This window comes from Sphingomonas olei, from assembly GCF_045369765.1.
GTDB lineage: Bacteria > Pseudomonadota > Alphaproteobacteria > Sphingomonadales > Sphingomonadaceae > Sphingomonas > Sphingomonas panaciterrae.
The window spans coordinates 440,356-452,848 of record NZ_JBIQEU010000001.1 but is presented as its reverse complement, the minus strand read 5'-3'; the positions used below and the strand labels follow the sequence as shown (position 1 = coordinate 452,848).

Here is a 12,493-nt window from a genome sequence, read left to right as displayed (position 1 = left end):
GAGGGGATGATGCTGCTCGCGGTTGATGCGGGAAATACCAATGTGGTGTTCGCGCTGATCGCCTTGCGGCCAGAGGGCGGCCGTGAGATCCGCGCCCGGTGGCGGATTGCCACCGACCCGCGCCGTACCGCCGACGAATATGCCGTCTGGCTGAGCCAGCTGCTGGCGCTGGAAGGCTATCAGCGCAGCGATGTCGACGGGGTGATCATCTCCACGGTGGTGCCGCGCGCGCTGCACAACCTGGAAGTGCTTTCGAGCAAATATTTCGGCACCGATGCGCTGATCGCCGGACGGCCGCCGGTGGAATGGGGCGTCGCGCTGGACGTTGACGAGCCGCAAAGCCTGGGTGCGGACCGCGCGGTGAATACGATTGCGGCGCATGCGCTGCACGCGGGTGACCTGATCGTGATCGATTTCGGCACCGCGACGACGCTGGACGTGTCCGACTTCAACGGCGCCTATAAGGGCGGGATCATCGCGCCGGGAATTAACCTGTCGCTCGACGCATTGGTCAATGCCGCGGCGAAGCTGCCGCGGATCGCCATCGAGGCGCCCAAGGGCAATGTCGGCGTGATCGGCCGCAACACGGTAGATCAGATGAACATCGGCATCTACTGGGGCTATATCGCCATGATCGAGGGGCTGGTCAGCCGCATGAAGGCGGAGATCGGCCGGCCCGCCAAGGTGATCGCCACCGGTGGCCTCGCGACATTGTTCGAGCAGCATACCGACGTGTTCGACGCGATCGAGCCCGACCTGACGATCCAGGGGCTGGCGATCATGTGGGAGCGCGCCCATATTGCTGCGTGAGTTTCTCTGCCGCTGAAGGGCAAGGTTGCCCGCCGGCTACGATACCGGCGTCGAGACGACGGCCCTATCGGCAGCAGCATTAGGCGCCCGCTGGACAAAGCGGGGGACGGGATTGGGGAAGGCCTCCCCCATATTGGAGGTCGCGTGAAACGGCGCGCCGGAGCGTGCGCCTACCCGCCGGGCGTTGCTTCGCGGGCAGTGAAGGATTGAGATCATTTCCAAGAAGAAGAACGAACTGCTCTTCTGCGCCCTCGGCGGCTCAGGTGAAATCGGGATGAACGTGAACCTGTACGGCCATGATGGCCGGTGGGTGATGGTGGATTGCGGCGTTACCTTTGCCGACCATCAATATCCGGGGATCGACCTGGTCCTGCCGGACCTGAGCTTCATCGAGGATCAGCTCGACACGCTGGACGGCATCGTCATCACGCACGGCCATGAGGACCATATCGGCGCGCTGCCGTATCTGGCTGATGACCTGGGCGTGCCGATCTATGCGACGCCGTTCACCGCGGGCCTGATCCGGCACAAGCTGGAGGAGGAGCGGATCGCCGACCGGGTGAAGATCCGCGTGATCCAGCCGGGCGAGGCGTTCCGCGTCGGACCGTTCGGGTTCGAGTTCGTGCCGATGTCGCACTCCATCCCAGAGGCCAATGCGCTGGTGATCGAGACGCCCGCGGGCCGGGTGTTCCACACCGGCGACTGGAAGCTGGATGCGGCGCCGGTGATCGGGACGCCCGCCTCGCCCGAGCAGCTGACGGCGATCGGCGACCGCGGCATCGACGTCCTCGTGTGCGATTCGACCAATGTCTTCAATGCCGAGGCGTCGGGATCGGAGGGCACGGTCCAGACCGGCCTGCTGGAGGCGATTTCCGCCGCACGGGGCCGCGTGGTGGTGACGACCTTTGCTTCCAACGCGGCGCGCCTCCACACGCTGGGGCAGGTTGCCGTCGAGACTGGGCGGGCGCTGTGCGTTGCGGGGCGCTCGCTTGACCGGATCATCAAGGTCGCGCGCGCCTGCGGCTATCTGAAGGACTTCCCCGATACCGTGTCGCCCGAGGAGGCGATGCGGATGCCGCGCAACAAGGTGCTGGTGGTGGCGACGGGCGGCCAGGGCGAGGATCGCGCTGCGCTGGCGCGGATTGCGACGGGCAACCACCCGATCAAGCTGGAGTCGGGTGACACGGTCATCTTCTCGTCCAAGCAGATCCCCGGCAATGAGGTCGCGATCGGCCGGATCCAGAACACGCTGGCGGGACGCGGCGTGAAGATGGTGACGGAGAAGCAGGCGCATGTTCACGTGTCCGGCCACCCCGGACAGCCCGAGCTGGAGGCGCTGTACGGCTGGCTGCGGCCGCGCATCCTGGTGCCGGTGCATGGCGAGATGCGCCACCTGATGGAGCATGCGCGGTTCGGCCTGTCGAAGGGGATTCCCGAGACGTTGGTGCAGAACGATGGCGACCTGGTGCGGCTGGCCCCGGGCGCCCCTGCCAAGATCGGCCATGCGCCGGTCGGGCGACTGGTGCTGGACGGTGACGTGATCCTGCCGGCGGATGGCGGCACGATCAACGAACGTCGCCGGATCAGCCTGCATGGCCAGATCTCCGTCGCGGTGGCGGTGGGCAAGAACCGGCGCGTCGCCGGATCGCCGCAGGTCCGCTTGCAGGGCATTCCGGTCGAGGAAGAGCGCGACGCCTTCATCGCCGATGCCGAGGACGCCGCAGCCGAGGCGGTTTCGGGCGGCGCGCGTGACATGGATCGCCTGCGGGAGGACATTCGCCTCGCGGTTCGGCGCTGTGCCACCCGCTGGACGGGCAAGAAGCCCGTGGTCGATGTTCTGCTGCTGGAGGTCTGACGAGCGATGAACTGGACGTCGGCGCTGGCGATCTACATCCTGTTCTGGGCGTTCTCCGTGTTTCTGGTGCTGCCGTTCGGGGTGCGCACCAGCGCGGAAGCGGGCGAGGAACATGTGCCCGGCCAGGCAGACAGCGCGCCGCATCAATTTGCCGCCGGGCGCACTGCCCTGCGCGTCACGATCGTCGCAACGGTGCTGTTCGCGCTGTTCTTCGCCAATTACCTCTACGGCTGGATCACGCCTGACATGGTCGACATGACCAAATACGGGATCGGGACCTCGACCGTCGATTGATACGAAAAAGCGCAGGAGCGGCGACCGCCCCTGCGCTCTTTCTTGTGTGCCGATGCGGCGGGGTGCCGCGGGTCAGCGCAGCCGCTCGATCGCTTGGGCGAGCGCGACGTAGAGCTTGCCCATATCCGACGACAGCAACGTCACGCCAAGCGGCGAGCCGTCGCGCTGCGCCAGGATTGTGCGCAGCATCGCCTCAAAATCATGAATGTAGCGGTTCACCTGATCGCGGAACGCCTCATCCTCGTCATACAGCGCCGCGATCTCGCGATGCTCGACATCGCCCAGCAGGCGGACGGCACGACGGGTGAAGACGCCGCGATCGCCCTTCAGATAGGCCGCCCAGGCACTGTCGGCGACATCGGTGGCGAAGTTGCGCGTGATGTCGATCGCGGACGAGTTTAGCGAGTCGATCAGCAGCGCGGCGCGTCGGGCGAAGCTTTCCTGCTCCTGCTGCTCACGCTCGGTGCGCGCGGTGTCGATGCGCTCGTCAACCGCCACGGTCAGCGCGTGGATCGCCTGTAGCTGCTGATCGAGACGCGCCGCGGCCTGGGTGGCGGCACCCACCGCCGCATCGGCGGTGCTGGCGATCTGCGCAATCTGCTGGTCGAGGCCGGCATCGACGGCGCGGCGGAGCGCGGCAGCACCGGACTTTTCGAGCGCGTCGGCGGCCTCCGGCACGACGCGCGCCAGCACCTCGCGGGCGTGCTCCGCCGCCTGGGTGGCGGTGTCCCGCACCCGAAGCAGCATTTCGATGAGGCGGGGGGCGGCCTCTTCGGCGAAGCGGTTGGCGCGGTCCGCGGCCTCGTCGACCATCTGGCCCATGGCGTCCGCCTTCGCGCGGCCGGTCGCCAGCGTTTCAAGCAATGTGCCGGTCAGCGAGTCGACGTTGCCGCGCTGTTCGGCGATGACCTGGGCAATCGCCTCGATCGCTTCATGGGTGCTTTCCGCAGCGGTGACGAGCGCGAGGAGTTCCGGCTTGGCGGCGACCACGACCGCCTTGGCGGCGACAACGCGGTCGTCGAGCCGATCGACCGCGGCCGGCAGCGTCTCGTCGATCTCGCGCGTGGCAGAATCGAGCGCGAGCAGCAGCGCTTCGGTGGTTTCAATCGCGCGACCCGCCATGGCGTCGCCAGCGGCCAGCGCCTGGGTCATCGCGTCGGCCGAGCCACCGAGCGCCGAAATCGACGCGGCGAGCATCTGCGAGCGTTCGACACCCTGCTGGTGCAGGCGGGCGAGGCGATCCTCGATCCCGCCGAGCGCGCCCTGGAGATCGCCGATCAGCCCGTCGCTGGCATGGCGCTGCTGATCCAGCCGTTCGGTGATGCGATCGATCACTACCTCGATCACCGCGATCCGCTCAGCGAGCGACTCCGCGCTTTCGCGCGCCGCGGTGTCAAGCGCGGCCTGGTTGGTGCCGACCATCGCCAGCATCGCGTCGGCCTGCGCCGCGATCCCCTTGCGCGATTCATCGATCGCCTGTGCGGTGCGATCAAGCAGTGCGTCGACCGCGGCGGACATTTCGCCGGTGACCGCCTCGAGCCTCGCCCCGGCAGTCTCGCTGGTCGCTTCCATCCGGCCGATGTGCGCGGCGAGCTTCTGCGCCGCGCCGCCAGCGACCGCTTCCGCCTCGCGGCCACGCTCCGCCAGCGCGACGATCTGCGCGTCGAGCGCCGCCGCCTGCTGCCCGGCGGCCAGCCCGGCATTCTCGATGCGGGTGGTCAGCCCCTCAGCCTCGCTCTGCGCCTTGGGCATGGTGGCGAGCAGCACCGACAGGCTGTTCTGCGCCGTGGTCGCGGCCTCCGCCAGCGAACGGGCGTGGACATCGGCCTGGTCGATCTCCTCCGACAGGCCGCGGCCGATCGAGGACAGCCGCGCCGTCGCGCTGTCGCCCAGCGCGCTCAGCTGCCTGGCCTGCTCGGCCAGCTTGTCCCGGTTCGCATCGAGCGCGGCGGCCAGCGAGGCGACGGTGCGTTCGAGCGCGGCGGCCTCCTCGCGCATGGCGGCGGCCGTGGCGCCGAACCGCTCGGCCTCCGCACGGCTGGTGCGCAGCGCGACCAGCCAGATGATCCCTGCCAGCGCGGGAACGGCCACCAGCGCGGCGCCGAACTGCGCCAGATCCAATGCGGACATGGCGGCCAGGTCACCGCGCGCCAGCCAGACGAGCGCCGCGACCCAGATAAGCGATACCCCGACCAGCGCGACCGGCCCGATGGTCCGCCACGGCGATACCGGCTCCACGCCCTCAGGCAGGTATATAGCTTCCTGGTTTTCCACGGTTACCTGCTCGGCGATCACGGCTGGAGATTCCTCCATGTTGTGCATTGCTGCGTCGCTGGGTTTGCGCGTGCGCATGTCGATGATCGTCGGGCCCCCGGTCATGTCGCAGGTGTAACACGAAATCATGTCGCTCAAAGCAAATAGCGGCAACCTGCGATTAAGCGTTGCATGCTAGCGGCATGTGCATGGCGGTTGATCCCGGTGCGATTGATGCGGCGCTGAGCGCGGCGGTGGGCGACGACCCGGCGTTGATCGCGGAGCTGCGCGCTGCCTTTCGCGACAGTGCCCGACGCGGGCTGGCGGCGATCGAAAGCGCGCAGGATGACGCGGCGTGGCAGGCGGCGGCGTGGCGGCTGAAGGGGCTGGCGGCGAGCTTCGGTGCCGTCCGCCTCGCGGCGCTCGCGACGGAAGCGGCGCGCAAGCCTGCGGGCGATGCGTTGATGGTGAAGCAGTTGCGGCAGATGATCGCACGATTGTAAGCTAGCAAGCCCGTCCGGCCGCGGTTCGCGATTGCTCCGGTCCGGGACTGACCGTAACAGCGCCCGATGCTCGCAGGGCTGATCTTTGCCGTACAGGAAGCCGACGACCGGCCCGGGACGCTGGCCGCCACCTTGCCCTTCGCGGGGATGACGGTGGTGGAATATCAGGCGCGCCTGCTGATCGCCGGGGGCGCGGCGCAGATCGTCGTCGTCGTCGCGCGCGTCACCCCCGAATTGCTGGGCGCCGTAGCCCGCATCGGCCGGCGCGGCGTGACCGTCGATACCGTGCGCAGCGCCGCGGAGGCCGCCGCGCGGCTGCACCCTCTGTCGCACCTGCTGGTGCTGGCTGACGGGCTGGTGACGACCGACGCGATCCTGCATCCGATTGCGCGGGAAGGGGGCGATGTCCTGCTGGTCGCCGCGGAGGATGAAGCGGACGCCGCCTATGAGCTGATCGGTGGGGGCGATGCGTGGGCCGGGATCGCGCGCCTCGATGGCCGCCATCTGGGCGATGTCGCCGCCATGCCGCGCGACTATGACGTGCAATCGGCGCTGCTCCATGTGGCGGCGCAATCGGGCGCGCTGCGATTGCAGATGCCCGACGACGAACGCGGCGCGGGGCACGGGATCGAACGGCGGCGCGACACGCTGGAAACACGCAGCCGCGCGGTGGTGAGCGCAGCGGTGGCGAGCCGGTCGGGCTGGTTCCAGCGGTGGATCGTGCGGCCGGTTGCCAAGCTGTGCCTGCCCGCGCTGATGCGGCGCCACGTGCCGACCGCCGCTATGGCCGCCGGTGCGGCGATCGTATCGCTGGGCGGGCTCGCCACGTTATGGGCCGGACAGGCGGCCGTGGGGCTTCTTCTTGCGCTGCTGGGCGTGATCGCAGCGACCATCGCCTCCAGCTTTGCTTGGCTGCGCGACGAGGAGCTGCTGGGGCGGATGACCGATGCGCTGACATATGGCGTACCGGCGATCGCAGCGATGGTGCTGGGCCGGGCGATCGACGCCGAAACGGGCGAGCTCACTGCGCTGATCGTGGCGCTGGCGCTGGTCGTGGCCGGGGCGCTGGGGCTCCGCGCTGTGGCGGCGGATCGCCCGATGTTCTGGGGTGATCCCTCGGCCTATCTGCTGGTGCTGGCGCTCGGCGCGCTGATCGGCTGGCCCATGGTGGGGCTGACCGGAGCGGCAATCTACGCCACGGTGACGCTTGCGCTCGCCATCGAAACTTTACGCGCGCGCTTAGCAGCGCCTTAACGCCGACCGCGCTAGGGCAGGCGCATGTCGGTCGATTCTCCCCCAGGCCTGCCGGGCCTGCCGTCGGACGTTGCCGCGCTGCTGGCGCGTGCGGACGCGGCTGGGCGGGGTGCGCGGCGGTATCTCGCGGCGACGATCGACGACCTGTTCCTGCCGGATGAGTATCGGCTTGATGATCGCACCCGCGCGCGGCTGGGGCTGTTGCTGCGGTCGACGATCGTCGCGATTGGCGCGGACCTTCATGCGCGTTGCTGGGCGCAGCGCGGGGCAGCGCCCGGCAATTCCTTCGAAGCCGCGCCGCTCATCGCTCGGCTGGCGGCGAGTGACGCGCTGCGCGATCCCGAGCTGATCGGGGAGTTGCTGGATCGTACACGGCAGGACCTGCTCGGCGAGGCGCTGAGGGCCAATCGGCCGCCCGGGGCGCAGATGCCGCTGCTGTCGCGGTTGGTGGAGGGCCGGGACCAGGCGGTCGCTGCGGCGGCGCGCAGCTATCGCCTGGCGGAAAGTCGATCGGCCGCGGGCGACGCCGGACCGGGAGAGTTGCTGACCCCCGCAATGGGCCTGCGCGCGGCGTGGCTGGTCGCCGCGGCGCTGCGGCCGACGTTTCAGGGGGAGGGCAAGGACGCCGACCGGCTGATCGTCGCGGCGGTCGAGCAGCATCTGATTGCCCGCGACGAGACCGCCAGTCTGGAGCGATGCGCGGCAGAACTGGCGCGGCTGATCGACCGCGAGCCGTCAGACCCAGCGATCATGCTGGTGGATGCGCTGGACGATGGGTCGGTCGCGTTGTTCGTTGCCATGCTGGCGCGGCGGATGGCGGTGGCACCGCGCATCGTGCGGGCGCTGACGCTGGAGCCCGGGGGGCACCGCTTGTGGCTGGCACTGCGATCGCTCGACATCGGACGGGCCGCGATCGCGCGCATTGGCTATCTGCTTGCCGAGGTTGATCCGCGGCGCGACCTGGAAGCGTTTGGCGCGCTGCTCGACACGATCGCTGCGGTTCCCGCCGCGGCCGCGCGTGACGCGCTGGCCGATCTGGCGCTGCCGCCGGCGTACCGCGCCGCGATTGCCGCCGTCGAGGGTAGCCCACGGCCGTGATCGAAGGCATGACCCTTCACGCTGAGGTCGACCCGGCGGACCGGCTGGTCGCGGCCAGCCCCGAGTTCCTGACGCTGAACGAGCGGGCCGGCGGTGCGATGGGGCAGCCGCTCGCCAATCCGCAGATCGCCGCGATGGTGCGGTTGTCGCGACGCTTGCAGATCCCGCTTTCACGCGCGGTCACCATCGCCGACATGGATGTGGATATCGATTGCTGGGTACGGGTCGAGCCCGGCTCGCGCGCAACGATGCTGACGATTTCCCCATTGCGCGAGCGTGCTGCGTGGCGGCCGGTGCAGCCCGCGCTGGCGGTGCCGTATCCAGCCGGCGCGGACTGGACCTGGGACGTGGACGCGGCATTGCGGCTGCAGCGCCTGTCGATCGAGGCGGCACGGCGGCACGGAATCGATGCGGCGAGCGTGCTGGGCCAGCCGCTGACGCGGTTGTTCACGCTGCAAAGCGACCCGCATGGCGCCTTGCCGCTGCTGGAGGCGGTCGCGTCAGTCGACGATTTTGCGGAGCAGCCGGCCGTGCTGGCGGGTAGCGTCGACCGTTTCATGCTGGCGGGACATGTGCGACGCGACCGGGGCGGGGCCTTCGCCGGGTTTGCCGGTGCGGCGTTCGTGCATCCGGCGGGGATCCGGCCCGATCACCGGCCGCGCACCGGGCTGGACGGCGCGTTCAATCACCGGCTGGATCGTATCCTGCGCGCGCCGCTGGGCCGCATCGTCGCCAATGCCGACAGCATCAATGCCGGCGCCGACGGGCCGATCGATCCGCAATATGCCGATTACGCCGCCGATATCGCCAGCGCCGGACGGCATTTGATGGGGTTGATCGACGACCTTGCCGATATCGAGGCGATCGAGCGCGAGGATTTCGCCGCGGAGGCGGGGATCGTCGACATGGCCGATGTTGTCCGCCGGGGCGCGGGGCTGCTTGCCGTGCGCGCCGCCGATGCGGGCGTGACGATCGATCGTGGCGGCACGGACGAGCCGCAGCCGGTACGCGGGGAGTTCCGCCGCATCCTGCAGATCATGGTCAATCTGATCGGCAATGCGGTGCGCTATTCACCGCGCGGTTCGACCGTGTGGCTCCGGCTGCAGCGCGATGGCGACCGCGTGTTCGCGATCGTTGCCGACCAAGGCAAGGGCATTGCGCCCGAGGATCACGAGCGGGTCTTCGCCAAGTTCGAGCGCGTCGACACCAGCGAGCCGGGCGGCAGCGGCCTTGGCCTCTACATCGCCCGCCGATTGGCGCGAGTGATGGGCGGCGATCTGACGGTCGACAGCGCGCCGGGCGAGGGCGCGCGGTTCGTGCTGAGCCTGCCCGCCGCCTGAAGGCGTGGCGACGGCTCAGTTGATTCGGAACAGCCGCAGCGGTGACCCCTTGGGCAGCGGCACCGGAGTCAGCCACTCGAAGGTCTCGCCATGCGCCAGCCGGTCGTAGAAGCCGCCGGGCGCGCGATCGCGATACACCGTCGATTCCGCCATGTTCGGGCAGACCAGCATCATCGTCGCGCCGTGCCGCTTCATGATTGCGCGCGCCTCTTCCGGAGTGCCCTTGAAGGCGTGCTGGACGTCGAGGATCGCGTCGCCATTGCGGTGATAGGGACCGGCGATCGCATTGTGATGCGTCAGCGCGATCAGCCGCGGGCCGAGATCGGTGAAGGTGAAGATCGTCGTCGCGGGGATCCGGTTCAACGGAGTCATCGCGGGCATGGTCAGGCACAGGCCCGTCGCACGATTGACGCGCTTCACATAGGGCTTGGGCACGTCGATCGGCAACGCGCGCAGCAGCATGCCGGCGAACATGCCCGAGATGAGGACGAAGACGGCGCCGGTCGCCAGTACCTTCACGAAGATCGATCGCTGACCGAGGAGCCAGGGCAGCACCATCCAGGCCAGCGCGGTGACGCCGGGGATCGCCATCACCTGAGCCGCGGGACCGCTGCGCACCTGCCACAGCAGCATCAGGGCGGAGAACAGGGCGAACAGGCCGACGCAGGCCCATCCGATCAGGGTCGGGCTGCGCCGCGCGCGCCAGATCGCGATCCCGGCGCCGATCAGACCCATCACCGGCAAGGCGGCGAGCGGGAAGCCGGTGCGGAAGGCGTGGCGATAGATCGGCTTTGCCTCGCGCACGTTGCTGAGCCAATTGGCGTAGAGCTCGTCCGATACCTGCTCCGGGCGCTGCAGGCATTGCGGGAAGAGGGTGGCAAAGCCGCCCGCGATCACTGCGCCGGCGACCGCGGCGAGCGCAAAGCGCACCGCGCGCTTTTCGGGCGACAGGAGTGCGAGCAGCGTCAGCAATGCGCCGGCGGCGACAAAGACGCTGAGCCAGATCGGGGTGAGGGCATCGCAGCGCATCACGCGGTTGGCTTCAGACGCAAAGATCACATAGCCCGCGGCGCATCCGCCGCCCAGCGAGATGGCATAGCCCAGCAGGCGGCGGCGCTCGCCCGCGTCCCACACCCAGCGCAGCGTGATGATCGCGCCCGCCATCGCGCAATAGGGCAGCATCTCCAGCCCGATGGTAAGCGACAGCGCGCTGGCCAGCCCGACGGTGATGCCGCCGCGCGCGCCATCGGGATCGCACAGCCCGGCGACGGTCAGGCTGAGCATCGCCAGCTGCCAGCCATGATGGTCGATGCGGTCGGGCATGAACATCATCAGCGCGACGGTCGAGCCCATCAGGAACACGATCGCGAGCGGCCAGGCGACCGGGGAGACCAGGCGACGGACCGTTGCGCCCAGGCCGATCAGCGTGACGCCGAGCGGCAGCAAGGGGGCGATGCCACAGGCCAGCTTTTCCGCCTCCACCACGCCGACGAACGGGCGCAGCAGCAGGATCAGCCCGGCGATGGGGAGGTCGACGATGCGCGACCAGTGAATGTCGAAGCCGACCGGCGGGTTGAGCCGATAGTTGCGCAGGTCGTACCAGCCCTGCCCGTCAAGCAGCGCCCGCACCTGCATCAGCCGCATGTTGTCGTCGGTGTCCGCCAGCGACAGCCAGTGGATCGCCGCCCACCGTTTCCACACGTAGAAGATCACGATCACCACCCAGGCGATCGTGGTCAGCTTGATCCAGTGCCGGTCCAGTTCGGCGGACAAGGATGAGGGCAACTTGTTCACGGGGCTTTCCTCGCCGACCGCAGGCCATTAGACGCCCACGACATTCTTCCGGTTCGGCCCGGGCGGGCTATCGGTGGCGCCCGCCTCTACCCGAGGCGGCACAAAGGGCAAGGCGTGGACGCTGTTCGCAACAAGTTCGGCTCGGCAGAAATGCGCGAAACATTCTGGCAGTTGGTCCGGTTTGGCGTGGCCGGGGGGCTGGCGACCGGGCTGTATGCGCTGGTCTATTCGCCGCTCGCCGCGTTCAAGATCACGTCTGAGCAGGTCGCCAATATCGCCGGCTATCTGGTGGCGATGCTGTCCGGCTATGTGCTGCACAGCAAGTGGAGCTTTCGCGGGCATGGTGTCTCGGCGAAGACGTCGGCATCCAAGTTTTTCGCGGTGTCGCTGGTCAGCTATGCGGTCAACACTTTCTGGGTGTGGCTGCTGACCGATGATGCGATGCTGGCGGGACCCTGGTGGTGGCCGCTGATCCCGATCGTGGTGGTGACGCCGCTGGTCACCTTCTCGCTCAACCGTCTGTGGGTATTTTCCTGATATGGATCGCCGCGTTTACGACCGTATGGCCGAACATGATTCCACCCATTGGTGGTATCGCGCGCGCCGCGACATCCTGGCCGATTATCTGACGCGCGAGGGGCGGCTGCCGAAAGAGGCGCGTATCCTGGAGATCGGGTGCGGGACGGGGCATAACCTGCCGATGCTGGCGCAATTCGGCCGCGTCGATGCGATCGAGATTGATCCGGCGGCGCGTGACGTAGCGAGCCAGCGGCTGGGCAAGGCGGTGGGCGATGCGCCGCTGCCGGCGCTACCCGGCGTGCCGGACGCGCATTACGACCTGATCGCGGTGCTGGATGTGGTCGAGCATATCGAGGACGATGTCGCCGCGCTGCAGGCGATGCGTGCGCGGCTGGCACCCGGTGGCAAGATCCTGATCACCGTGCCGGCGCATCAATGGATGTGGAGCGCGCATGACGTGGTGAACCACCACCACCGGCGCTATTCCAAGACGACGCTGGTTAAGGCGATCGATGCCGCGGGCCTGCGCCCGCGCAAGCTGGGCTATTTCAACTCGCTGCTGTTCCCGCTCGCCGCGGGGGCGCGGATCATGGGCCGGATCACCGGTCGCGAGGACAGCGACGATACGCCACCCGCCGCGCCGCTGAACACGCTGTTCGAGAAGATCTTCCGCTTGGAACGGCATATGGTCGGCCGGCTGCCGATGCCGCCGGGCGTTTCGATCATCACGCTGGCCGAACCGGCCTGAGCCACAACGCACCCCGACGCGAGCG

Annotated in this window: 11 protein-coding genes; 9 read left to right on the top strand and 2 right to left on the bottom strand. The window is 68.6% G+C overall.

The features are described from left to right. The first annotated feature begins 9 nt into the window (after nucleotides 1–9). The 3 genes from ACH0BU_RS02305 to ACH0BU_RS02295 all read left to right on the top strand — a co-directional run bounded on the left by ACH0BU_RS02305 (nucleotide 10) and on the right by ACH0BU_RS02295 (nucleotide 2,959). Nucleotides 10–810 (top strand): type III pantothenate kinase, encoded by an 801-nt coding sequence (locus ACH0BU_RS02305; RefSeq protein ID WP_046410048.1) that lies wholly within the window; start codon nucleotides 10–12, stop codon nucleotides 808–810. 274 nt (nucleotides 811–1,084) lie between these two features. Beyond that, nucleotides 1,085–2,665, top strand: a complete 1,581-nt coding sequence (locus ACH0BU_RS02300) for a ribonuclease J (RefSeq protein ID WP_046409949.1) — start codon at nucleotides 1,085–1,087, stop codon at nucleotides 2,663–2,665. Between the two features lie 6 nt (nucleotides 2,666–2,671). Further along, entirely contained in the window at nucleotides 2,672–2,959 is a 288-nt protein-coding gene (locus ACH0BU_RS02295; protein ID WP_046409950.1) for a DUF1467 family protein, read from the top strand. A 72-nt stretch (nucleotides 2,960–3,031) separates the two neighbouring features. On the opposite strand, the gene ACH0BU_RS02290 is transcribed toward ACH0BU_RS02295, so the two are convergent. Then, nucleotides 3,032–5,338, bottom strand: coding sequence for a coiled-coil domain-containing protein (locus ACH0BU_RS02290; RefSeq protein WP_296219696.1), 2,307 nt, complete (start codon nucleotides 5,336–5,338; stop codon nucleotides 3,032–3,034). Between the two features lie 83 nt (nucleotides 5,339–5,421). On the opposite strand from ACH0BU_RS02290, the gene ACH0BU_RS02285 reads away from it, so the two are divergent. The 4 genes from ACH0BU_RS02285 to ACH0BU_RS02270 all read left to right on the top strand — a co-directional run bounded on the left by ACH0BU_RS02285 (nucleotide 5,422) and on the right by ACH0BU_RS02270 (nucleotide 9,407). Further along, a complete protein-coding gene (locus tag ACH0BU_RS02285; protein WP_046409952.1) occupies nucleotides 5,422–5,715 on the top strand; it encodes an Hpt domain-containing protein in 294 nt (97 codons plus the stop codon). Nucleotides 5,716–5,781: 66 nt separating this feature from the next. Continuing rightward, entirely contained in the window at nucleotides 5,782–6,969 is a 1,188-nt protein-coding gene (locus ACH0BU_RS02280) for a hypothetical protein (protein WP_296219693.1), read from the top strand. 24 nt (nucleotides 6,970–6,993) lie between these two features. Further along, the gene (locus tag ACH0BU_RS02275) at nucleotides 6,994–8,067 is read left to right on the top strand and encodes a hypothetical protein (protein ID WP_296219691.1); all 1,074 of its coding nucleotides are present in this window, start codon (nucleotides 6,994–6,996) and stop codon (nucleotides 8,065–8,067) included. 8 nt (nucleotides 8,068–8,075) lie between these two features. Beyond that, nucleotides 8,076–9,407, top strand: coding sequence for a sensor histidine kinase (locus ACH0BU_RS02270; RefSeq protein ID WP_145120085.1), 1,332 nt, complete (start codon nucleotides 8,076–8,078; stop codon nucleotides 9,405–9,407). Nucleotides 9,408–9,422: 15 nt separating this feature from the next. On the opposite strand, the gene ACH0BU_RS02265 is transcribed toward ACH0BU_RS02270, so the two are convergent. Then, on the bottom strand, nucleotides 9,423–11,201 hold the full coding sequence (locus ACH0BU_RS02265; RefSeq protein WP_296219687.1) for an AcrB/AcrD/AcrF family protein: 1,779 nt from the start codon (nucleotides 11,199–11,201) through the stop codon (nucleotides 9,423–9,425). Nucleotides 11,202–11,315: 114 nt separating this feature from the next. Here ACH0BU_RS02265 and ACH0BU_RS02260 point away from each other — a divergent pair, with 114 nt between their 5' ends. Then, nucleotides 11,316–11,738, top strand: coding sequence for a GtrA family protein (locus ACH0BU_RS02260; protein ID WP_231621968.1), 423 nt, complete (start codon nucleotides 11,316–11,318; stop codon nucleotides 11,736–11,738). A 1-nt stretch (nucleotide 11,739) separates the two neighbouring features. Continuing rightward, complete coding sequence (locus ACH0BU_RS02255) at nucleotides 11,740–12,468, top strand: class I SAM-dependent methyltransferase (RefSeq protein ID WP_046409958.1); 729 nt, start codon at nucleotides 11,740–11,742, stop codon at nucleotides 12,466–12,468. Nucleotides 12,469–12,493: the final 25 nt, after the last annotated feature.

Excerpts from the sequence above, each read along its gene's own strand:
- ACH0BU_RS02305 (WP_046410048.1), top strand. The coding sequence starts at position 10 with ATGCTGCTCGCGGTTGATGCGGGAAATACCAATGTGGTGTTCGCGCTG.
- ACH0BU_RS02300 (WP_046409949.1), top strand. The coding sequence starts at position 1,085 with ATGAACGTGAACCTGTACGGCCATGATGGCCGGTGGGTGATGGTGGAT.
- ACH0BU_RS02295 (WP_046409950.1), top strand. The coding sequence starts at position 2,672 with ATGAACTGGACGTCGGCGCTGGCGATCTACATCCTGTTCTGGGCGTTC.
- ACH0BU_RS02290 (WP_296219696.1), bottom strand. The coding sequence starts at position 5,338 with ATGACCGGGGGCCCGACGATCATCGACATGCGCACGCGCAAACCCAGC.
- ACH0BU_RS02285 (WP_046409952.1), top strand. The coding sequence starts at position 5,422 with ATGGCGGTTGATCCCGGTGCGATTGATGCGGCGCTGAGCGCGGCGGTG.
- ACH0BU_RS02280 (WP_296219693.1), top strand. The coding sequence starts at position 5,782 with ATGCTCGCAGGGCTGATCTTTGCCGTACAGGAAGCCGACGACCGGCCC.
- ACH0BU_RS02275 (WP_296219691.1), top strand. The coding sequence starts at position 6,994 with ATGTCGGTCGATTCTCCCCCAGGCCTGCCGGGCCTGCCGTCGGACGTT.
- ACH0BU_RS02270 (WP_145120085.1), top strand. The coding sequence starts at position 8,076 with ATGACCCTTCACGCTGAGGTCGACCCGGCGGACCGGCTGGTCGCGGCC.
- ACH0BU_RS02255 (WP_046409958.1), top strand. The coding sequence starts at position 11,740 with ATGGATCGCCGCGTTTACGACCGTATGGCCGAACATGATTCCACCCAT.